Annotated in this window: 22 protein-coding genes; 17 read left to right on the forward strand and 5 right to left on the reverse strand. The window is 66.6% G+C overall.

Features of this window, described 5'->3' with window-relative positions:
• Nucleotides 1-3: 3 nt before the first annotated feature.
• The 3 genes from ACSFCA_RS33375 to ACSFCA_RS33385 are packed head-to-tail and all read right to left on the reverse strand — an operon-like array spanning nt 4 to nt 3,229.
• Nucleotides 4-936, reverse strand: coding sequence for an SMP-30/gluconolactonase/LRE family protein (locus tag ACSFCA_RS33375; RefSeq protein ID WP_258351338.1), 933 nt, complete (start codon nt 934-936; stop codon nt 4-6).
• 20 nt (nt 937-956) lie between these two features.
• Nucleotides 957-2,483 carry a UxaA family hydrolase gene (locus tag ACSFCA_RS33380; protein WP_093079157.1) on the reverse strand — a complete coding sequence of 509 codons (1,527 nt, stop codon included), beginning with the start codon at nt 2,481-2,483 and terminating at the stop codon, nt 957-959.
• Between the two features lie 29 nt (nt 2,484-2,512).
• Entirely contained in the window at nt 2,513-3,229 is a 717-nt protein-coding gene (locus ACSFCA_RS33385) for a FadR/GntR family transcriptional regulator (RefSeq protein WP_435462503.1), read from the reverse strand.
• Between the two features lie 134 nt (nt 3,230-3,363).
• Between ACSFCA_RS33385 and ACSFCA_RS33390 the strand changes: the two genes are divergently transcribed.
• The 4 genes from ACSFCA_RS33390 to ACSFCA_RS33405 are packed head-to-tail and all read left to right on the forward strand — an operon-like array spanning nt 3,364 to nt 6,597.
• Complete coding sequence (locus ACSFCA_RS33390; protein ID WP_435462504.1) at nt 3,364-4,098, forward strand: SDR family oxidoreductase; 735 nt, start codon at nt 3,364-3,366, stop codon at nt 4,096-4,098.
• Nucleotides 4,095-4,859 (forward strand): SDR family NAD(P)-dependent oxidoreductase, encoded by a 765-nt coding sequence (locus tag ACSFCA_RS33395; protein ID WP_435462505.1) that lies wholly within the window; start codon nt 4,095-4,097, stop codon nt 4,857-4,859. Before ACSFCA_RS33390 ends, ACSFCA_RS33395 begins: the two co-directional genes overlap by 4 nt.
• 31 nt (nt 4,860-4,890) lie before the next feature.
• On the forward strand, nt 4,891-5,739 hold the full coding sequence (locus ACSFCA_RS33400; protein WP_435462506.1) for a fumarylacetoacetate hydrolase family protein: 849 nt from the start codon (nt 4,891-4,893) through the stop codon (nt 5,737-5,739).
• Between the two features lie 27 nt (nt 5,740-5,766).
• Entirely contained in the window at nt 5,767-6,597 is an 831-nt protein-coding gene (locus tag ACSFCA_RS33405; protein ID WP_435462507.1) for an AraC family ligand binding domain-containing protein, read from the forward strand.
• Nucleotides 6,598-6,600: 3 nt separating this feature from the next.
• Here ACSFCA_RS33405 and ACSFCA_RS33410 read toward each other — a convergent pair whose 3' ends face one another.
• A complete protein-coding gene (locus ACSFCA_RS33410) occupies nt 6,601-7,488 on the reverse strand; it encodes a LysR family transcriptional regulator (RefSeq protein ID WP_258351332.1) in 888 nt (295 codons plus the stop codon).
• Between the two features lie 114 nt (nt 7,489-7,602).
• On the opposite strand from ACSFCA_RS33410, the gene ACSFCA_RS33415 reads away from it, so the two are divergent.
• From ACSFCA_RS33415 to ACSFCA_RS33475, 13 genes are all read left to right on the forward strand, one after another.
• Nucleotides 7,603-8,361 (forward strand): SDR family oxidoreductase, encoded by a 759-nt coding sequence (locus tag ACSFCA_RS33415; protein ID WP_093057291.1) that lies wholly within the window; start codon nt 7,603-7,605, stop codon nt 8,359-8,361.
• Nucleotides 8,362-8,507: 146 nt separating this feature from the next.
• On the forward strand, nt 8,508-9,194 hold the full coding sequence (locus ACSFCA_RS33420; protein WP_258351331.1) for a TetR/AcrR family transcriptional regulator: 687 nt from the start codon (nt 8,508-8,510) through the stop codon (nt 9,192-9,194).
• Nucleotides 9,195-9,269: 75 nt separating this feature from the next.
• On the forward strand, nt 9,270-11,066 hold the full coding sequence (locus ACSFCA_RS33425) for an acyl-CoA dehydrogenase C-terminal domain-containing protein (protein ID WP_435462508.1): 1,797 nt from the start codon (nt 9,270-9,272) through the stop codon (nt 11,064-11,066).
• Between the two features lie 43 nt (nt 11,067-11,109).
• A complete protein-coding gene (locus tag ACSFCA_RS33430) occupies nt 11,110-11,544 on the forward strand; it encodes a DUF2147 domain-containing protein (protein WP_093057294.1) in 435 nt (144 codons plus the stop codon).
• A 36-nt stretch (nt 11,545-11,580) separates the two neighbouring features.
• On the forward strand, nt 11,581-13,980 hold the full coding sequence (locus ACSFCA_RS33435; RefSeq protein ID WP_435462509.1) for a 3-hydroxyacyl-CoA dehydrogenase/enoyl-CoA hydratase family protein: 2,400 nt from the start codon (nt 11,581-11,583) through the stop codon (nt 13,978-13,980).
• A gap of 13 nt (nt 13,981-13,993) precedes the next feature.
• Nucleotides 13,994-14,443, forward strand: coding sequence for an endonuclease domain-containing protein (locus tag ACSFCA_RS33440; protein WP_435462510.1), 450 nt, complete (start codon nt 13,994-13,996; stop codon nt 14,441-14,443).
• The gene (locus tag ACSFCA_RS33445) at nt 14,440-15,636 is read left to right on the forward strand and encodes an acetyl-CoA C-acyltransferase (RefSeq protein WP_339089041.1); all 1,197 of its coding nucleotides are present in this window, start codon (nt 14,440-14,442) and stop codon (nt 15,634-15,636) included. The genes ACSFCA_RS33440 and ACSFCA_RS33445 overlap by 4 nt, the downstream gene beginning before the upstream one ends.
• A gap of 13 nt (nt 15,637-15,649) precedes the next feature.
• On the forward strand, nt 15,650-16,558 hold the full coding sequence (locus tag ACSFCA_RS33450; RefSeq protein WP_435462511.1) for an alpha/beta hydrolase family protein: 909 nt from the start codon (nt 15,650-15,652) through the stop codon (nt 16,556-16,558).
• A gap of 29 nt (nt 16,559-16,587) precedes the next feature.
• Entirely contained in the window at nt 16,588-17,424 is an 837-nt protein-coding gene (locus tag ACSFCA_RS33455) for an acyl-CoA thioesterase (protein WP_435462512.1), read from the forward strand.
• A 6-nt stretch (nt 17,425-17,430) separates the two neighbouring features.
• Nucleotides 17,431-18,180, forward strand: a complete 750-nt coding sequence (locus ACSFCA_RS33460; protein ID WP_435462513.1) for an SDR family oxidoreductase — start codon at nt 17,431-17,433, stop codon at nt 18,178-18,180.
• A 303-nt stretch (nt 18,181-18,483) separates the two neighbouring features.
• A complete protein-coding gene (locus ACSFCA_RS33465) occupies nt 18,484-19,077 on the forward strand; it encodes a 2-hydroxychromene-2-carboxylate isomerase (protein WP_435462514.1) in 594 nt (197 codons plus the stop codon).
• Nucleotides 19,078-19,114: 37 nt separating this feature from the next.
• Nucleotides 19,115-19,879 (forward strand): enoyl-CoA hydratase, encoded by a 765-nt coding sequence (locus tag ACSFCA_RS33470; RefSeq protein ID WP_093057301.1) that lies wholly within the window; start codon nt 19,115-19,117, stop codon nt 19,877-19,879.
• A 183-nt stretch (nt 19,880-20,062) separates the two neighbouring features.
• Nucleotides 20,063-21,169, forward strand: a complete 1,107-nt coding sequence (locus tag ACSFCA_RS33475; protein WP_309148888.1) for an ABC transporter substrate-binding protein — start codon at nt 20,063-20,065, stop codon at nt 21,167-21,169.
• A 15-nt stretch (nt 21,170-21,184) separates the two neighbouring features.
• Here the strand turns inward: ACSFCA_RS33475 and ACSFCA_RS33480 are convergent, their stop codons facing one another.
• A complete protein-coding gene (locus ACSFCA_RS33480) occupies nt 21,185-21,610 on the reverse strand; it encodes an acyl-CoA thioesterase (protein ID WP_081268377.1) in 426 nt (141 codons plus the stop codon).
• Nucleotides 21,611-21,612 lie beyond the last annotated feature (2 nt).

Here is a 21,612-nt window from a genome sequence, read left to right on the forward strand (position 1 = left end):
GGATCAGACTCCCTTCGCGTTCAGCGTGATGGCATAGAGCGACGTGGTCGCGCAGATGAAAAGGCGGTTGAGCTTGGGCCCGCCGAAGCAGACGTTGGCCACGCGCTCGGGGATCAGGATCTTGCCGAGCAGCGTGCCGTCGGGGTGATAGGCGTGCACACCGTCGAGCGCGCTGGTCCAGATGCGGCCTTCGGTGTCGAGCCGGAAGCCGTCGAACAGCCCGTTGGTGCACTCGGCGAATACCTCGCCGCCGTCAAGTCTCCTGGCATAGGGGCCGACACTGAAGCGGCGGATGTGCCGCGGCCCGTCCGCCGCGTGGCTCGCGCCCGTGTCGGCGATGTACAGCGTCGATTCGTCGGGCGAGAACGCCAGGCCGTTGGGCTTCACGAAATCGTCGGCCATGCGTTCGACCTCGCCGCTCGCCGGGTCGATGCGATAGACGTGGCAGGCACCGATCTCGCTGTCTGCCTTCAGGCCTTCGTAGTCGGAGAGGATGCCGTAGCTCGGGTCGGTGAACCACACGGCCCCGTCCGAATGCACGACCACGTCGTTTGGCGAATTGAGCCGCTTGCCCTGCCATTGCGAGGCCAGCACGGTGATCGTGCCGTCATGCTCGGTGCGCGTCACGCGCCGCGTGAGGTGCTCGCAGCTCACGAGCCGGCCCTGGCGGTCGACCGTGTTGCCGTTCGTGTTGTTCGACGGCTCGCGGAACACGCCGACCGTGCTGTTGACCTCGTCGTAGCGCAGCATGCGGTTGTTCGGAATGTCCGACCACACCAGCGTACGGTGCGCCGCAAACCAGGCGGGGCCTTCGCACCAGCGCGCGCCGGTCCACAGCCGCTGCACGCGTTCGGGGCCGGGAATGCAAGACTTGAAGCGAGGGTCTCGGTGCTCGAAGCCGGTGCCCTCGAGAAAGCCGAAGGGGAGGTTGGCCATCCTGTTCCTTGTCGATGGATTCACATCACCGCGCCGACCTGCCACGGCACGAACTCGTTCTGGCCGTAGCCGTGCTGTTCGCTCTTCGACTGCGCGCCCGAGGCGGTGGCCAGCACCAGTTCGAAGATGCGCTGGCCCATCTCCTGGATCGACGCCGTGCCGTCCACGATCTCGCCGCAGTTGATGTCCATGTCTTCTTCCTGCCGCTGCCACAGCGCGGAGTTGGTCGCGAGCTTGAGCGAGGGCGATGGCGCGCAGCCGTACGCCGAGCCGCGCCCGGTCGTGAAGCAGATCAGGTTGGCGCCGCCGGCCACTTGGCCCGTGGCGCTCACCGGGTCGTAGCCCGGCGTGTCCATGTAGACGAAGCCATGCGCGGTGACGGGCTCTGCGTATTCATACACCGCCTCGAGGTTGCTGGTGCCGCCCTTGGCCACCGCGCCCAGTGACTTTTCGAGAATAGTGGTGAGTCCGCCCGCCTTGTTGCCCGGCGAGGGGTTGTTGTTCATCTCGCCCTCGTTGATTTCGGTGTAGTGCTCCCACCACTTGATGCGGTCCACCAGCTTCTGGCCCACTTCGCGCTTCACCGCGCGGCGCGTGAGCAGGTGCTCGGCGCCGTACACCTCGGGCGTTTCGCTGAGGATGGCCGTGCCGCCATGCGCCACCAGCAGGTCGACCGCTGCGCCAAGCGCCGGGTTGGCGCTGATGCCCGAGTAGCCGTCGGAGCCGCCGCACTGCAGCCCGATGGTGATGTGCGCCGCGCTGCACGGCTCGCGCTTCGCCGCGTTGGCGCGCGGCAGCATCTCGTTGATGAGTGCCACGCCCTTCTCGACCGTCTTGCGGGTGCCGCCCGTGTCCTGGATGTTGAAGGTGCGAAAGTTCTCGCCCTCGGCCAGGTGGCCGGTCGCGAGCCAGGCGTTGATCTGGTTGGCCTCGCAGCCGAGCCCGACCACCAGCACGCCCGCAAAGTTGGGGTGCGTGGCGTAACCTGTGAGCGTGCGCTCCAGAATCTGCATGCCCATGCCCTGCGTGTCCATGCCGCAGCCGGTGCCGTGCGTGAGCGCGACGATGCCGTCCACGTTCGGAAATGCCGCAAGTGCTTGCGGATTGGTCTTGCGCGAGAAGTGGTCCGCAATGGCGCGCGCGGCCGTGGCTGAGCAGTTCACGCTGGTCAGCACGCCGATGTAGTTGCGCGTGGCCACGCGGCCGTCGGCGCGCTTGATGCCCATGAAGGTGGCTTCGCGCTTCGCGGGGGCGGGCTTCACGTCGGCGCCGAAGGCGTAGTCGCGTTCGAAGTCTCCCTTGTCCGGGCCCATGTTCAGGTTCTGCGTATGCACGTGTTCGCCGGCGGCGATGGGCTTGCTCGCGAAACCGATGATCTGGTTGTAGCGCCGCACCGGCTCGCCCTGGGCGATGTCGCGCATCGCGATCTTGTGGCCCGGCGGAATCAGGCCGCGCACGGCCACGCCTTCGACGACGGTGCCGCCGAGCAGTTGCGAGCGCGCGATGACGACGTCATCGGCGGGGTGGAGTCGGATGTAGGGAGTCATCGTGAGTGCCTGTCGGCGCTTGTTGTTTGTCAGGAGGTCTTCGCGCGGCGCCAGCTCGCGCTGAATCTCTGGTGGAACTTGTCCATGTGCTGGTGCATTGCCTCGCGCGCCGCGGCCGGGTCGCGCGCTGCGATGGCGTCGAGGATGGCTTCGTGCTCGCCGATGGCGGCCTGCCACGAGTCCATGGTCTCGAAGTAATCGATCATCCGAGCGAAGATCGGCCCGTGCCGCGACTCCAGGAAGCCCTGCACCGTCTCGGTCAGCACCACGTTGCCGCAGGCATTGACGATGGCCAGGTGGAAGGCGCGATCGCCCTCGTGCGGTACTTCGCTGCGCGCGGCCAGCTCTCGCATCATCTGGATGGCGCGGCGTATGGCGTCCACGTCCTTGCGCTTGCCGTACTGGGCCGCCATGGCGGCGGTCTCGCCTTCGACCAGGCGGCGCGCGCGGATGATTTCGAGCGGCCCCCACTCGGCGCCAGCCGCTCCGTTGACGGGCGGGGCCGTGCGGTGCGAGCGGTCGAGCACGTACACGCCCGAGCCGGTGCGGATCTCGACCCAGCCTTCCACCTCCAGCGCAATCAGAGCCTCGCGCACCGAGGGTCGGCTCACGCCCAACTGCTTGGCCAGGTCGCGCTCGGCCGGAATGCGCGCGCCCACCGCGAACTCGCCCTTGCCGATGAGCTCGCGCAACTGTTCGGCAATCTGGCGGTAGAGGCGCTGGGGTTCGAGGGTCTGGATCGGCACGGGAGCGAAAAAGGGAGGTCGAGGGGCTTAAGGGTTGTCCTGAATTGGACAAGTGGTAAGGCCAATTCAGAATACGATACACCGCCCGCGCCATCATCGGGCCTAACCCGAAGACACGACCCGAGGAGACACCGATGAGATTGCAGGGAAAGACCGCGCTGGTCACCGCCGCCGGCCAGGGCATCGGCTACGCCAGCGTGCTGGCCATGGCCGCCGAGGGCGCGCAGGTCTGGGCCACCGACGTCAACGAGAAGCTGCTCGAACGCTACGCGGGCGTGCCCAACGTCACCGCGCTCAGGCTCGACGTGCTCGACAAGGCCGCCATCGGCGCGCTGGTGGCAAAGCTGCCCGCGCTCGACATCCTCTTCAACTGCGCGGGCGTGGTGCACAACGGCACCATCGAGCAAGCCACCGACGACGAGCTGCTCTTTGCCTTCAGCCTCAACGTGCGCGCCCAGATGTGGACCATCCAGGCCGTGCTGCCCGGCATGCTGGCGGCGGGGCGCGGCAGCATCATCAACATGGCGAGCGTGTGCTCCAGCATGAAGGGCCTGCCCAACCGCTTTGTCTACGGCACCACCAAGGCCGCGGTGCTGGGCCTCACCAAGAGCGTGGCGGCCGACTACGTGGCCCGGGGCATCCGCTGCAATGCCGTGTGCCCGGGCACGGTCGACACGCCCTCGCTCGGCGACCGCATCAACGCCAATGCCGACCCCGAAGCCGCGCGCAAGGCCTTCATCGCGCGCCAGCCCATGGGCCGGCTCGCGCAGGCCGAGGAAATCGCGCCGGTGGTGGTGTTCCTGGCCAGTGACGAATCGGTCTTCGCCACCGGCCAGGCCTTCACCGTCGACGGCGGCATCACCATATGAACCAGCTCGACTTCAAGGGCCGCCACGCGGTCGTCACCGGCGGCGCCACGGGGCTTGGCTTCGGCATCGCGCAGCGGCTGGTGGCCTCGGGCGGCAGCGTCACGCTGTGGGACCGCGATGAAGACGCCGCCGCGAAGGCGGCCGAGTCGCTCGGCGACAAGGCCTTTGCGCTGAAGGTCGACGTGTCGCAGCAGCCCTCCGTCGCCAAGGCCGTGGCCGCCACGCTGGTGCACGCTCCACGTATCGACGCGCTGGTCAACAGCGCCGGCATCACAGGCCCCAACGTCAAGCTGTGGAACTACCCCGTGGACGACTGGCGCCAGGTGATGGACGTCAACATCAACGGCGTGTTCCTGTGCTGCCGCGAGGTGGTCGCGCAGATGCGCAAGCAGGGCACCGGCGGTAGCGGTGGCTACGGCCGCATCGTCAACATCGCCTCGGTGGCCGGCAAGGACGGCAACCCCAACGCCAGCGCCTACAGCGCGAGCAAGGCGGCCGTCATCGGCCTGACCAAGTCGCTCGGCAAGGAACTGGCCGACACCGGCATCCGCGTGAACTGCGTGACGCCCGCGGCGGTGAAGACGGCCATCTTCGACCAGATGACGCCCGAGCACATCGCCTTCATGCTCTCGAAGATTCCCATGGGCCGCTTCGGCACGGTGGAAGAGGTGGCCGCGATGGTCGGCTGGCTCTGCACCGAAGATTGTTCGTTCTCCACCGGCGCGGTCTTCGACCTGTCCGGTGGCCGCTCCACGTACTGATCAACTCAATTCAATGCACTGAAAGGAAAGCATGAAACTCGTCCGCTATGGCAACCCCGGCAAGGAAAAGCCCGGCCTCATCGACGACAAGGGCCAGCTGCGCGACCTGAGCGCCGTCGTCAAGGACATCGGCCCCGATCAACTGGGCGATGCCGCCATTGCCAAGCTGCGCAAGCAGAAGATCGACAAGCTGCCGCTGGTCAAGGGCAAGCCGCGCTTCGGCAGCCCCGTGGCCAACGTCGGCAAGTTCATCGCCATCGGCCTGAACTATGCGGACCACGCGGCCGAATCCGGCCTGCCGGTGCCCAAGGAGCCCGTGGTGTTCACCAAGGCCAACAGCTGCATCCAGGGCCCGAACGATCCGGTGATGCTGCCCAAGGGCTCGGTCAAGACCGACTGGGAAGTCGAGCTCGGCGTGGTCATCGGCACGCGCGCGCGCTACGTGTCGCAAAAGAGCGCGCTCGACTACGTGGCCGGCTACTGCACCATCAACGACATCAGCGAGCGCGAATACCAGATCGAGCGCGGCGGCACCTGGGACAAGGGCAAGGGCTGCGACACCTTCGGCCCCCTCGGCCCCTGGCTGGTGACGCGCGACGAAATCGAGAACCCGCAGAAGCTTTCGATGTGGCTCGACCTGAACGGCCAGCGCGTGCAGACCGGCAGCACCAAGACCATGATCTTCAGCGTGGCAAAAATCGTGAGCTACGTGAGCCAGTTCATGACGCTGATGCCCGGCGACGTCATCACCACCGGCACGCCGCCCGGCGTGGGCATGGGCATGAAGCCGCCGCTGTTCCTGAAGAAGGGCGACGTGATGACGCTGGGCATCGAAGGCCTGGGCGAGCAGCGCCAGGAAGTGATTCCGTTCAAGCTCTGAACGCGGTTCTCTGAGATCATCCGGCGGATGCAGACGCCGCCGGACCATCGCTCGCAGGTTTTTGGAACGCCCTGGGAGGGCGTCCATGGCACCGCGATGGACAGTGCCCGCCACTACGGCCGGCACTGGCATTCGACCTACGGCGTCGGCCTGCTCGACCATGGCGCGCAAAGCTCGGCCAGCGGTCGCGGCAAGGTCGATGCCTATGCCGGCGACCTGATCACCACCAACCCTGGCGAAGTGCATGACGGCCGACCGCTCGGCGGCCCGTCGCGGCGTTGGCGCATGGTGTATTTCGATGTGGCAGTGATGGCGGGCATGCTGGGCGGCGCTGCGATGGACGGCAGCGTTGAATTCACACGGCCCGTGCTCAAGGACTTGCGGCTGGTCCAAACACTGCGCCGTCTGTTCACCCATCTCGACGATTGGCGTAACCGCGCCGCGAGCACCTCTGCAAGCGCCGAAGCCTTAGCCTGCGAAGAGTCGCTGGTCGAAGTCTGCGGCCTGCTGCTTGGAGGCCATTCCACCGCCGTGCCGCAGCCCGAGATCGACGGCGACGTGCGGCTGGTGCGCGAGCGCATCGCCGACGACCTGCTCGCTGCGCCCACGCTCGACGAACTCGCCGCGATGGCCGGCCTCGGCAAGTTCCAGCTGCTGCGTCGTTTCCAGAAGGCCTACGGCGTGCCGCCCCACGCATGGCTGTTGCTGCAGCGTGCCGAACGCGCACGCGCCTTGATCCGCCGCGGCACGAGCCTCGCGGACACCGCCGCTGCAAGCGGCTTCGCGGACCAGAGCCACATGACGCGCATCTTCACGCGCCACTTCGGTTTCACGCCCGGCGCCTGGCAGCGGGCGTAGCGTTCAGCGCAACACGCGGATCAGCTCGTCGTACACCAGCCGCACGCGCGCCGGCACAGGCGCTCGTTGCGAGCGGTACACGTAGATCGGCCACGGCTCGGGCGCCTCGGCCTCCAGCACCGACACCAGCGCGCCGCGCTCGATCCAGGGCTCGGCCAGCGAGCCGATCAACTGGGCGAAGCCCAGGCCTGCGAGCACCGCGGCGCACTCGGTGTCGAAGTCGTCGGTGACGAAGGCCGGCGAGGTCACGGCCAGCTGGCGCTCCTTGCGGAACATCATCGGCCAGGGACGGCCCGACTTGCGGTCGATCAATGCGGTGAGCGGCAGCGAGGCCAGCGCCTCGATCTTCTTCGGCACGCCGGTGCGCGCGATCAGCGAGGGCGCGGCCACCACGTGCAGCGCCATCCGGCCGACCGGCCGCGCGACGAAGCGGGCATCGCGCAGCGGGCCCACGCGCACGCCGATGTCGATCTGCTCGCCGACCACGTCGGCATGCGACTCCGAAACGCGCAGGTCGAGCACCAGGCCCGGATGCGCGGCGAGCATCGGCGCCAGTGCCCGCGGGATGAGCTGGCGCCCGAAGATACCCGGCGCCGTGACCCGCACCGTGCCCTCGTGCTGCGACAGTGCGCGGCGGTCGGTGCGATGGAAGAGTTCGTCGACTCCGCTCAGGGCGGTGCGCGCCCGCTCCGAGAGCTGCCGGCCGAAGTCGGTGAGCTGCACGCCGCGCGTGCTGCGGTGGAAGAGGGGCTCGCCCAGCTCGTCTTCCAGCTCGCGCACCGCGCGCGTCACCACCTGCGGTGACACCGAAAGCCGCGCCGCCGCGTCGCGGAAGTTGGCGGCATCGGCGGCGGCGCAGAACACGCGCAGGGCTTCGAGACGGTTGGACATGGTGTTGAGGGTTCCTCTTTCAGGAATTCTGAAGTCGCCAGAGTTTCATTTACGGGAACACAAGGATTTTCCACACTGGAGGCACTTCTTCCACACACCCGAAAGGAATTTCCCATGACATCCGTTCAAGACAACATCAAGGGCAAGGTCGCCATCGTCACCGGCGCGAGCAGCGGGCTCGGCGAATCTACGGCGCGCCACCTGGCCGCGCGCGGCGCCAAAGTGGTGTTGGCCGCCCGCCGCACCGACCGGCTCGACAAGGTCGTTGCCGAGATCCGCGAAGCCGGCGGCGAGGCCATCGCCGTGGCCACCGACGTGGCCAAGCGCGCCGACCTCGACAAGCTCGCCGCCGCAACCGTCGAGGCCTTCGGCCGCATCGATGTGCTGGTCAACAACGCGGGCGTGATGCCGCTGTCGCCCCTCGACAAGCTCAAGGTCGACGAGTGGGACCGCACCATCGACGTCAACATCAAGGGCGTGCTCTACGGCATTGCCGCCGTGCTGCCGCGCATGCAGGCGCAGGGCAGCGGGCACATCGTCAACGTCGCATCCATTGCCGGGCTGAAGGTGTTCACGCCCATCGGCACCGTCTACAGCGCGACCAAGCACGCGGTGCGCGCCATCTCCGAGGGCCTGCGCGTGGAAGTGGGCAACAGCGGCGTGCGCGTGACCATCGTGTCGCCCGGCGCAGTCGAGTCGGAGCTGAAGTTCGGCAGCAGCGATGCCGAGTCCGCTGCGGGCGTGAAAGCGTTCTACGACGCCAACCAGATCCCGTCCGATTCGGTGGCGCGCGCCATCGTCTACGCGGTGGAGCAGCCGGCCAACGTGGACATCAACGAAGTCGTGCTGCGGCCGGTGTCGCAGGAGTTCTGAAGAGAGCTTCCGGAGGGGTAGGGATGGGGCCGATTGCGCCCCGTCCCGCATCAATTAACCTTCAATACCTGAAGGTTTCTTGCGGGCGAAAGTGGTAAAGCCCTGCAAAATAGAACGACCGTTCGTTTTTGCATGGAAATTCCACGATGACCGCAGCAGCCGTTCCCGCCAAGCCCGCTCGTGCCGCCCAGAAGGGCCAGCAGACCAAGGCCGTCATCGTCGACGCCGCGCTGGCGCTGGCCGCGCAGATCGGGCTCGAGGGCCTGTCGATCGGCGCGGTGGCTGAAATCACCAAGATGAGCAAGTCGGGCGTGTTCGCCCACTTCGGCTCGCGCGAAGAACTTCAGATCTCGGTGGTGCGCGAGTATCACGCACGCTTCGAGCAAGAGGTGTTCTTTCCCGCCCTGAAGGCGCCGCGCGGCCTGCCGCGCCTGCGCGCCATGTTCGCCAACTGGATGAAGCGCACCTCGACCGAAATCGACTCGGGCTGCATCTACATCAGCGGCGCTTCCGAATTCGACGACCGCCCGGGCCCGGTGCGCGACGCGCTGGTCGAGTCGGTCAGCATCTGGCAGGCGGCAGTGCTGCGCGCCATCGTGCAGTCGCAGAGCGAAGGCCATCTGCGCGCCGACGCCGACGAGCGCCAGGTGGCGTTCGAGATTCACGGCCTGATCCTCGCGCTGCACTACGAAGCGCGCTTCCTGCAGGTGCCCGGCTCCATCGGCCGCGCCAACGTCGGCTTCGACAACATCCTCGCGCGCAGCGCCACGCCCGATGCGCCCAAGGCCGACACGGCTGCGCCGGCCGGCCGCCGCCTCAAGACCGTGCGCTGAAGAAGCGCGCGGCCAGCCCCGTTTTCGTTTTCCCCTTTTTCTTTTTCTATCTAGCTTCGACCAGGAGAGTTCCGGATGCCTACCTACAACCCACCCGTGCGCGACATGCAGTTCGTGCTGCACGAAGTGCTCAACGTCGCCGAAGAACTCAAGGCGCTTCCGGCCCATGCCGAGACCGATGCCGACACCATCAACGCGGTGATCGAAGAGGCCGGCAAGTTCGCCGCCGAAGTGACCTTCCCGCTGAACATCAGCGGCGACGAAGAGGGCTGCACGCTCGACAAGACCACGCACGAAGTCAAGACGCCCAAGGGCTTCAAGGACGCCTACGCCAAGTACATCGAAGGCGGCTGGCCCGCGCTGTCGTGCGACCCGGCCTTCGGCGGCCAGGGCCTGCCGTTCGTGGTGAACCAGTGCCTGTTCGAAATGCTCAACAGCGCCAACCAGGCCTGGACCATGTACCCCGGCCTCTCGCACGGCGCCTACGAGGCGCTGGCGGCCCACGGCACCGACGAGCAGAAGAAGACCTACCTGCCCAAGCTCACGAGCGGCGAATGGACCGGCACCATGTGCCTGACCGAACCCCATTGCGGCACCGACCTCGGCCTGTTGCGCACCAAGGCCGAGCCGCAGGCGGACGGCACCTACCGCATCACTGGCAGCAAGATCTTCATCTCGGCCGGCGAGCACGACATGACGAGCAACATCATTCACCTGGTGCTGGCCCGCCTGCCTGACGCGCCCAAGGGCAGCAAGGGCATCAGCCTGTTCGTCGTGCCCAAGTTCCATGTGAAGGCCGACGGCTCGCTCGGCGGGCGCAACCCGATCTTCTGCGCTGGTCTGGAGCACAAGATGGGCATCCACGGCAACGCCACCGCGCAGATCGTGATCGAAGGCGCCACCGGCACGCTGGTGGGCGAGCCCAACAAGGGCCTGGCTGCGATGTTCGTGATGATGAACGCCGCACGCCTGGGCGTGGGCAACCAGTCGCTGGGCCTGACCGAAGTGGCCTACCAGAACGCGCTGGCCTACGCCAAGGACCGCATCCAGATGCGCTCGCTCTCCGGCGTGAAGGCCAAGGACAAGGAAGCCGACCCCATCATCGTGCACCCCGACGTGCGCAAGATGCTGCTCACCGCCAAGGCCTATGCCGAAGGCGGCCGCGCGCTGCAGATCTTCTGCACGCTGCTGCTCGACAAGGAGCACAACCATCCCGACGAAAAGGTGCGCAAGGACTCGGGCGAACTGGTCGCGCTGCTGACCCCCATCGTCAAGGCCTTCATCACCGACAACGGCCACATTGCGACCAACTCGTGCATGCAGGTGTTCGGCGGCCACGGCTTCATCAAGGAATGGGGCATGGAGCAGTTCGTGCGCGACAACCGCATCAACATGATCTATGAAGGCACCAACACCATCCAGTCGCTGGACCTGCTGGGCCGCAAGGTGCTGGGCAACAACGGCGCTTCGCTGAAGAAGTTCGGCAAGCTGGTTGCGAAGCTGGTGGAAGAAGAGGGCGTCAACGAGAAGATGGCCGAGTTCATCAACCCGATCGCGATGCTGGGCGACCAGCTCACCAAGTTCACGACCGAGATCGGTTTCAAGGGCTTCCAGAACCCCGACGAAGTGGGCGCCGCTGCTGTCGACTACCTGCGCGTGGCCGGCCACTTCGTGTTCGGCTACCTGTTCGCCCGCATGGCGCAAGTGGCCCTGCGCGAAATCGCCGCCGGCAACACCGACCCGTTCTACGTCGCCAAGCTGCAGACCGCGCGCTTCTACTTCGCCAAGCTGTTCCCCGAGACTGCAACGCTGATGCGTACCGCGCGCGCCGGCAGCAAGGTGCTGATGGACACCGACGCGGCACTGGCCTGAAGCAAGCCCTTCGCCTTTTCCTTCACTTCGCCGGGAGACACGCATGAAGAAAACATTCGCCGCCGTTCTGTTCGCAGTCACCGCAGCCTCGGCCATGGCCCAGGTCACGCCGGTGGGCCTGTGGCGCAACGTTGACGACAAGACCGGTGAGGTCAAGGCCGAGATCCGCATCGATGAAACCAACGGTGCACTGCTCGGCCGCATCGAAAAGGCACTGGGCAAGGACGCCAAGCCCGGCGCCACCTGCGACGAATGCAGCGACGACCGCAAGGGCAAGCCCATGGTGGGCCTGGACATCATCCGCGGCGGCAAGAAGGCCGAAGGCAAGGAAGTCTGGGAAGGCGGCAAGATCCTCGACCCCGAGAACGGCAAGGAATACCGCGCGAGCTACACGCCCGTCGACGGCGGCAAGAAGCTCGAAGTGCGTGGCTATCTGGGCCCCTTCTGGCGCACTCAAACCTGGAACCGCGTGCAGTAAGCCTGCGCGCAACCAATCCAAGAAATACCAAGCAACATGTCCCGATTTCAAGTGAAGAAGGTCGCCGTGCTCGGCGCCGGCGTGATGGGCGCGCAAATTGCCGCCCACCTCGTCAACGTGCGCGTGCCTGTCGTGCTGTTCGATCTGGCCGCAAAAGAAGGCCCGAAGAACGGCATCGTCACGCGCGCCATCGACAACCTCAAGAAGCTCAAGCCCGCGCCGCTCGGCGACGTGGCCGACGCGGGCCTGATCGAACAGGCCAACTACGAAGACGACCTCGCCAAGCTCGGTGAGTGCGACCTCATCATCGAAGCCATTGCCGAGCGCATGGACTGGAAGCTCGATCTGTACAAGAAGATCGCTCCCCACGTTGCCAAGCATTCGATCCTGGCCTCGAACACCTCGGGCCTGTCGATCACCAAGCTCAGCGAGGCGTTGCCTGAAGCACTGAAGCCGCGCTTTTGCGGCATTCACTTCTTCAACCCGCCGCGCTACATGTTCCTGGTGGAGCTGATCAACACGCCCACCACGCAGCCGCAGGTGCTCGACGACCTCGAAGCCTTCGTCACCAGCACGCTGGGCAAGGGAGTGGTGCGCGCGCATGACACGCCCAACTTCATTGCCAACCGCGTCGGCATCGCCGGCATGCTGGCCACGCTGAAGGAAGTCGAGAAGTTCGGTCTCACGCCCGACGTGGTGGACGACCTCACCGGCAAGAAGCTGGGCCGCGCAAGCTCGGGCACCTTCCGCACCGCCGACGTGGTGGGCCTCGACACAATGGCCCACGTCGTGAAGACGCTGCAGGACAACCTCAATGCCGAGACCGATCCGTTCTACGCCAACTTCGCGACGCCGCCGGTGCTCGTCAAGCTGCTCGAACTGGGCAACCTGGGGCAGAAGACCAAGGCCGGCTTCTTCAAGAAGGTTGGCCGCGACATCCTGCGCTTCGACCTGAAGAGTGGCGAGTACGTGCCCGCCGGCGCCAAGGCCGACGAGGTGTACGGCCGCATGCTGAAGAAGCCCGCGGGCGAACGCCTGAAGCTGCTGCGCGAGAGCGAAGGGCCGCAGGGCCAGTTCCTCTGGGCCATCCTGCGCGACGGCTTCCACTACGCCGCCGTGCACCTGGGCGACATCGCCGAGAGCGCACGCGACATCGACTTCGCCATGCGCTGGGGCTTCGGCATGAAGCAGGGCCCGTTCGAGCTGTGGCAGGAAGCCGGCTGGGCGCAGGTCGCCAAGTGGGTGCAGGAAGACATCGACGCAGGCAAGGCGCTGAGCAGCGCACCGCTGCCCAAGTGGGTGTTCGAAGGCCCGGTGGCCGAAGCGGGCGGCGTGCATACGCCCGAAGGCTCGTGGAGCGCATCGCAGAACAAATTCGTGCCGCAGCGCAGGCTGCCGGTGCATGACCGCCAGCTGTTCCCCGAGAGCGTGCTTGGCGCGAACGCGGCCGACGCCAACACGGCCGGCACCACCATCAGCGACGAAGGCGACGTGCGCGTGTGGACGCTCGACGGCGAAGTGCTCATCGCCAGCATCCATTCGAAGATGCACGCCATCAGCCCCGACGTGGCCGAGGCGCTCGGCGCCGCGGTCGACTTGGCCGAGGCCGAATACAAGGGCCTGGTGATCTGGTCGCCCGACGAGGTGTTCTCGGTCGGCGCCGATTTGCAGGCGATGCTGCCGGCCTTCGTGGTCGCGGGCATCGGCGCGGTCGAAGGCGCCGAAGAAGAACTGCAGAACGTGATGCTCAAGATCCGCTACGCCAGCGTGCCGGTGATCTCGGCCGTGCGCGGCATGGCATTGGGCGGCGGCTGCGAGCTGGCCGTGCATTCGGCCAAGCGCGTGGCGGCGATGGAAAGCTACATCGGCCTGGTCGAAGTCGGCGTGGGCCTGATCCCCGGCGCGGGCGGCCTGACCTACATTGCGCGTCGCGCCGCGGAGAACGCCTCGGCCTCGACGGGCACCGACCTGCTGCCGTTCCTGACCGAAGGCTTCACCGCCGCTGCGATGGCGAAGGTCGGCACTGGCGCGCTCGATTCGAAGAAGCTGGGCTACCTGCTCGACAGCGACGTGATCGTGCCGAACAAGGACGAGCTCCTGTACGTGGCGCTGCAGCAGGCCAAGGCCATGGCCGACGCAGGCTACCGCGCGCCGCTGCGCCGCACCTTCCGCGTGGCGGGCCGCAGCGGCGCCGCGACCATCAAGGGCCAACTCGTGAACATGCGCGACGGCGGCTTCATCAGCGCGCACGACTTCCACATTGCCAGCCTGATCGCGAATGTGGTCACCGGCGGCGACGTGGACGCGGGCTCGCTCGTGACCGAGGAATACCTGATGACGCTGGAACGCAAGGCGTTCTGCTCGCTCATCGTGCACCCCAAGACGCAGGAGCGGATCATGGGGATGCTCAGCACGGGGAAGCCGGTGCGGAACTGACCCGGCAGAGACCATGAGCGAAGACCTCGACACGTCCGGTCCCCTCTCCCGCTTGCGGGAGAGGGCTAGGGTGAGGGCACGCAGCCTTCGCACAACCCCGACCCACGCCGAGGCCCTGCTCTGGAACCACCTGCGCGATCGCCGCATGGCGGATCACAAATTTCGTCGCCAACGCCCGATCGGCCCGTACTTCGCAGACTTCGCATGCCTCGAAGCGAAGCTGGTCGTGGAGTTGGACGGCGGACAGCATGTGGAAGCCGCCGCATACGACGAGAACCGCACACGCTTCATCGAAGCCCAGGGCTATCGCGTACTTCGCTTCTGGAACCACGAAGTGCTGACGCAGACAGACGCGGTGCGGGAGCGGATCCTGCAGGCGCTGCAGGAAGACAACCCTCACCCCAGCCCTCTCCCGCAAGCGGGAGAGGGAGCAAGACAAGACATCAGGAATCTCAAGCCATGAAACAAGTCCAAGACGCCTACATCGTCTCCGCCACCCGCACCCCCATCGGCAAGTCGCATCGCGGCTACTTCCGCAACTACCGCCCCGACGACTTGCTGGCCACCACACTGCGTGCCGCGCTCGCCGCCGTGCCCAGCCTCGACCCAAAGGCCATCGAAGACATCATCTGCGGCTGCGCGATTCCCGAATCGCAGCAGGGCCTGAACGTCGCGCGCATTGGCGCCGTGCTCGCGGGCCTGCCGACCAGCGTCGGCGGCATCACCGTCAACCGCTTCTGCGCATCGGGCCTGTCGGCCGTGCAGATGGCGGCCGACCGCATCCGCGTCGGCGAGGCCGACGTGATGATCGCAGCCGGTGTCGAGAGCATGAGCATGGTGCCGATGATGGGCAACTCGCCCTCGCTGTCGCCCTCGATCTTCGAGCGCGAAGGCGACGTGGGCATTGCCTACGGCATGGGCCTCACGGCCGAGAAGGTCGCGCAGCAGTGGAAGGTGAGCCGCGAGGCGCAGGACGAGTTCGCGCTCGCCTCGCACCAGAAGGCGCTGGCCGCGCAGAAGGCTGGCAAGTTCGCCGACGAGATCACGCCCATCGAAGTGACCGACCGCACGCCGAACCTGGAGACAGGCGAGTCGATTGCCAAGACGCGCACCGTCAACCTCGACGAAGGCGCGCGCCCTGACACCAGCATCGAAGGCCTCGCCAAGCTGCGCACCGTGTTCGCCGCGCGCGGCACGGTCACGGCCGGCAACAGCTCGCAGACCTCGGACGGCGCGGGCGCGCTGATCCTGGCCAGCGAAAAGGCCGTGAAGCAGTACGGCCTCACGCCGCTCGCGCGCTTCGTGAGCTTCGCCAGCAAGGGCGTGCCGCCGCACATCATGGGCATTGGCCCGATCGAGGCGATTCCGGCCGCGCTGCGCTATGCCGGCCTGAAGCACGAGGACATCGACTGGTTCGAGCTCAACGAAGCCTTTGCCGCGCAATCGCTCGCAGTCATCAACACGCTGGGGCTCGATCCGTCGAAGGTCAACCCGATGGGCGGCGCGATTGCGCTGGGTCATCCGCTCGGCGCTACGGGCGCCATCCGCTCGGCGACCGTGGTGCATGCGCTGCGCCGCGAGAACCTGAAGTACGGCATGGTCACGATGTGCGTGGGCATGGGCCAGGGCGCCGCAGGGATTTTTGAACGCGTCTGAACTGCGTAACTCCATGCAGACGCAGCAGCTCCCAGTCGACGGTGGCACGCAACTGGCGGTGCGTTGCTACGAACCCGCCGACGCACCGCGCGCCAGCATCGTGATCGGCGGCGCGATGGGCGTGCGCCAGTCGTTCTACGAACCCTTCGCGCAGTGGCTTGCAGACCAGCAGGGCCTGCGCGTCTGGACCTTCGACTACCGGGGCTCGGGCGATTCGCGCGGCGATGCGTCGCTGCGCGGCTTCAAGGCCGACCTGTTCGACTGGGCGCGCGACTATGAAGCGGTGATCGATGTCGCCAAGGCCGAACTCCCGGACGCTCCGCTCTACCTGCTGGGCCACAGCCTCGGTGCACAGCTACCGGGCTTCCTGCAGCGTCCCGAACAAGTCGACGGCCTCGTCAGCATCGCAGCCGGCAGCGGCTACTGGCGTGAGAACGCGCCGAAACTCAGGCGCAGCATCCTCTACTTCTGGTTCGTGCTCGTACCTTTGGTCACGCGGCTGTTCGGCTATTTCCCCGGCCGCAAGCTGAAGAAGGTCGGCGACCTGCCGCGCGGCGTGATCCTGCAATGGCGGCGCTGGTGCCTCAACCCGCGCTACAGCGTGGGCGCCGAGGGCGAGCTTGCATCGCAGAGCTACAACCGCGTGCGCTTCCCGGTGCTCGCGCTGTCGATCACCGACGACGAACTCATGACGCTCGCAGGCACCGAAAGCCTGGTGAGCTTCTATGCAGGCGCACCGAGCGCGGTGGAGCGCATCGCGCCGGCGGACGTGCAGGCCCGGCGCATCGGCCACTTCGGATTCTTCCGCGAGCAGTTCAGCCAGAGCCTGTGGCCGAGCACGGTCGACAAGCTCCACCGGCTGGCTGCGTTGACCGAACGTACTGCGGTGCAGCACGCCAACGTCCCGCACACGACTGCGTGACGCCAGCCTCCGGATGCACACTGCCGATCATGAGCACGCAGCAGCACCCCTTCGACAAAGCCCTGACGATCCACCACAGCGACATCCGCGTGGGGCATTTCACGGGCATGACCAGCCCCGACTACTGGAACATGGTCGGGCCCTTCGGCGGCACCACTGCGGCCCTGGTGCTGCAGTCGGTGATGCAGCACCCCGACGTGCTGGGCACGCCCATCGCGCTCACCGTCAACTACGCGGCGGCGATCGAAGCCAGCGCGTTCGACATCCAGGCCACTGCCGTGCGCACCAACCGCTCGACGCAGCACTGGACTGTGCAGATCACGCAGGCTGGCCCCAGCGGCGCGCCCAACATGACGACCACCGCCACAGTGGTAACGGCCGCGCGCCGCGACACCTGGGGCGAGAGCGACATGCCGATGCCCGAGGCGCCAAGGCCTGAGACGGTCGACCGCATGAGCATCGGCCCCTCCGGCGTGGCGTGGATCAACCAGTACGAGATGCGCCCCTTCAGCGGCGGCATTCCCGCGAAGTGGGACGAGAGCCTGCACCACAGCGAGACCCGCATCTGGCTGCGAGATGCACAGCCACGGCCGCTCGACTTTGCATCGCTCGCCGCGATGAGCGACATGTTCTATCCGCGCGTCTGGCTGCGCCGCGCGAAGCACGTGCCCGCGGGCACGGTGTCGATCACCACTTACTTCCACGTCGGGCCGGCGCAGTTGGCCGAGGTCGGCACGGGCTATCTGCTGGGTCGTGCGGCGGGGCAGCAGTTCTTCAACGGCTTCTTCGACCAGACGGCGCATCTGTGGAGCGAGAAGGGCGTGCTGCTCGCCACCTCGAACCAGATCGTCTACTACAAGGAATAAAGAGACATGACCACTCCGCAGAAAGCCGCACTCATCGTCGGCGCTGGTGACGCCACTGGCGGCGCCATTGCTCGCCGCTTCGCGCGCGAAGGTTTCGCCACCTGCGTCACGCGCCGCAGTCTCGACAAGCTGCAGCCGCTGGTCGCGCAGATCGAGGCCGACGGCGGTCGTGCGCACGCCTTCGCCTGCGATGCGCGCAAGGAAGAAGAAGTGGTCGCGCTCGTCGAGCAGATCGAGTCGACCATCGGGCCGATCGAGGTGATGGTGTTCAACATCGGCGCCAACGTGCCCGAGAGCATCCTGAGCGAGACCGCGCGCAAGTACTTCAAGGTGTGGGAGATGGCCTGCTTCTCTGGCTTTCTCAACGGGCGCGAAGTGGCGAAGCGAATGGTGGCGCGTGAGATCCCGAAGGGTGGGCATCGCGGCACGATCATCTTCACGGGCGCGACGGCCTCGCTGCGCGGTGCGGCCAACTTCGGCGCTTTCTCGGGCGCGAAGATGGCGTTGCGTGCGCTGGCGCAGTCGATGGCGCGCGAACTCGGGCCGCAAGGCATTCACGTCGCGCACGTGGTGGTCGACGGTGCCATCGATACCGAGTTCATCCGCAGCAATTTCCCGGAGCGTTACGCGCTGAAGGAAAGCGACGGCATCCTGAACCCCGAGCACATTGCCGACAGCTACTGGATGCTGCATTCGCAGCCGCGTGATGCGTGGACGCACGAGCTCGATCTGCGGCCGTGGTCAGAGAAGTTCTGAGATGAAGCCTTGCTGTTCAGGGAGCGCTCACGCCGACGGCGTGCTCTGCTCCGCGAATGTCCCCCGGCCTGCGGCCTCCTCCTTTATTTCGCTGCGCAGAGCACACCATCGACGTGATCGTTCAGCGCAGCAGTTGATCGGCCGGCATAAGCGCAGCGTCCATGTGCGAATGGCATCGGGTGCTCCCCGCAGCGAAATAAAGGAGGAGCCGAAGGCGGGGGACATTCGCGGAGGGGAGTACCCGGTGTCATTCGCACACCCCCCGAACAACAAGCGCCCCGAAGCACCAACAAGGAGACACCAATGACAAAACAAGTCAACTTCTATTTCGACTTCGGCAGCCCAGCCGCCTACCTGGCCGCGACGCAACTGCCGCACATCTGCGCCGACACAGGCGCCGAGCTGGTGTGGAAGCCCATGCTGCTGGGCGGCGTGTTCCAGGCCACCGGCAATCATTCGCCCGCCGAGATCAAGCCCAAGGGCCCGTACATGACGACCGACCTGAAGCGCTTTGCCAAGCGCTACAGCGTGCCCTTCGTGCACAACCCCCACTTCCCGATCAACACGCTGCTGCTGATGCGCGGCGCCACCGGTGTCCAGATGAAAGAGCCGACGCGCTTTGGTGCGTACGTCGATGCGGTTTTCCACGCGATGTGGGTCGATCCGAAGAACCTCAACGACCCGGCAACCGTTGGTGCCGTCTTGCAAAATGCGGGCTTCGACGCCGCGGGTCTGCTTGCGCTGGCCGGCGCGCAGGAAACCAAGGACCGCCTCAAGGCCGTCACGCAGGAAGCCGTGGAGCGCGGCGTGTTCGGCGCTCCCACCATGTTCGTCGGCAGCGAGATGTTCTGGGGGCAAGACCGCCTCGATTTCGTCCGCGAAGCCCTTTGCGCCTGACCACGGTGCCAATCTTTTTCATCCAAGGACACTACCCATGAGCGACATCCTCGTCCACACCGAAGCCGGTGTGATGACCATCACCTTCAACCGCGTCGACAAGAAGAATTCGATCACCAGCGCGATGTATGCCGAGCTGGCTGACGCGCTGGCTACGGCCGAGAGCGAAGCGGCCGTGCGCTGCGTGCTGATCCAGGGCGACCCGACGATCTTCAGCGCGGGCAACGACATCGGCGACTTCCTCAACGGCCCGCCGTCGACGGAAGAGTCGCCGGTGTTCCGCTTCCTGCGCGGCATCGCGACCTTCCCCAAGCCCATCGTTGCGGCCGTGTGCGGCCCGGCCGTGGGCATCGGCACCACGATGCTGTTCCATTGCGACCTGGTTTATGCGGGTGACAACGCTGCCTTCTCGATGCCCTTCGTGAACCTGGGCCTGTGCCCCGAAGCAGCGTCGAGCCTGCTGGTGCCGCAGATGCTGGGCTACCACCGCGCGGCCGAGGCGCTGCTGCTGGGCGAGCCCTTCATGGCCGAGGCTGCGCTTGAAGTGGGCCTGGTCAACCGCGTGGTGCCGCCGACCGAAGCGAACGCTATCGCGCAGACGCAGGCTCGCAAGCTGGCCGCCAAGCCGCTGAGTGCGCTGGTGGAAACCAAGCGTCTGCTGAAGAAGGCGCAGATGCCCGCCGTGCTCGAGCGTATGGGCGAGGAGGGCGCGAGCTTCGGCCGCATGCTGCGCGAGCCGGCGGCACGCGAAGCTTTCGGCGCTTTCATGGAGAAACGCAAGCCGGACTTCTCCAAGGTCTGAGGCCCATTCGAGGCTTGCGCGCGTACACTGCCCGGCGTGCAAGTTTCAGAGACAAGAACGCTCGTAACGCCCGACCAGTGGGCGAATGATGCTACTGAAAAAGTAGCAATCGACCTCACGCGTCGGCGTACTTTCGGCTTGCTGGCAGGCGCCTTGGCAGCGCCTTCGCTGGCCTTGGCACGCGTGCGCCCGCTGCGCATCGGCGTCATCGGTTCATGGTCCGGCCCCTACGCGGGCGGCGGTCGGCAGTTCGATGCCGGCATGGCCGTCTGGCTGGCAGCGCACAACCAGAACATCGCGGGCCGGCCGGTCGAGCTGCTGCGGCGCGACGTGCCCGGCAGCGCGCCCGAGCAGGCACGCCGCCATGCGCAAGACCTCGTCGAAAGCGAGCGCGTCGATCTGCTGGCGGGCCTGGACTTCAGCTCCAACGCCTACGCTGTGGGCACAGTCGCCACGCAGGCGAAGCTGCCTCTGGTGGTGATGAACGCGGCCTCTTCGGGCATCACGGCGCGCTGCCCGTTCGCGGTGCGGGTGTCCTTCACCATCGGCCAGGTCACGCTGCCGCTGGCGCGATGGGCGCTGCAGCAGGGGTTGCGCGACGTCTGCACCGTGGTGGCCGACTACGCCTCGGGCGTCGATGCCGAAAGCGCTTTTGTCTCGGGCATCACCGCGGGCGGCGGCCGGGTCGGCGCGATGCTGCGGGTGCCGCTGAACACGCTCGACTACTCGGCCTACATGCTGCGGCTGCGCGAACTCAAGCCGCAGGCGGTGTTCTTCTTCCTGCCCTCGGGGCAGATGCCGGCCACTTTCCTCAAGTTCTGGCGCGACCGCGGCATGGCCGACACCGGCATCCGACTGCTGGCAACCGGCGACGCCACCGACGACCATTACCTCGAAGGCATCGGCGAACTGGCCGACGGCCTCGTCACCAGCCACCACTATTCGTTTGCGCACGAGTCGCCGGCCAACCGCCGCTTCACTGGCATCTTCGAGAAGGAGTACGGCAGCCACCTGCGCCCGGGCTACTTTGCGGTCGCGGCCCACGATGCGCTCGCCGCCATCGATGCGGCGATGAGCTCGCCCGTGGCGCGCGGCGGCGTGGTCGGGGAGCGGCTGGTGGATGCGTTCCGGGGTGTGAAGCTCGACAGCCCGCGCGGCCCGGTAGAGATCGACGCCCACACCCGCGACATCGTGCAGACCGTGTACATCCGCCGCGTCGAGCGGCGCGACGGGCGCTGGGTCAACCGCGAATTCGAGCGCTTCGAGCGGGTGCGCGACCCGGGCGTCTGAGCCCAGGGGCGTGGCTCAGGGCTGCTGTTCGATCGGCCGCGGGCGGCCGTTGTCGTCGATGGCCACGTAGGTGAAGGTCGCCTGCGTCACCTTGATGTACTCGCCCTGCGCCCGGAAGCGCTCGGCGAACACCTCGACCGTGACCGTGACCGAGGTGCGCCCGATGCGCACCAGCTTCGAATAGAACGACAGGATGTCGCCCAGCCGCACCGGTTGCTTGAAGATGAATTCGTTCACGGCAACCGTGGCCTGGCGGCCCTTGGCGTAGCGCGCCGGGATCACCGAGCCGGCCAGGTCGCACTGCGCCATGACCCAGCCGCCGAAGATGTCGCCGTTGGCGTTGCAGTCCGCCGGCATCGGGATGACCTTGAGCACCAGCTCCATGTCGGTGGGCAGGCTTTTGAGGGTGGCAGCAGCGGCGGCACTGGAAGTATCTGACATGG

The sequence above is a fragment of the Variovorax multivorans genome (genome assembly GCF_051216835.1).
In the GTDB taxonomy this organism is placed as follows: Bacteria; Pseudomonadota; Gammaproteobacteria; order Burkholderiales; family Burkholderiaceae_C; genus Variovorax.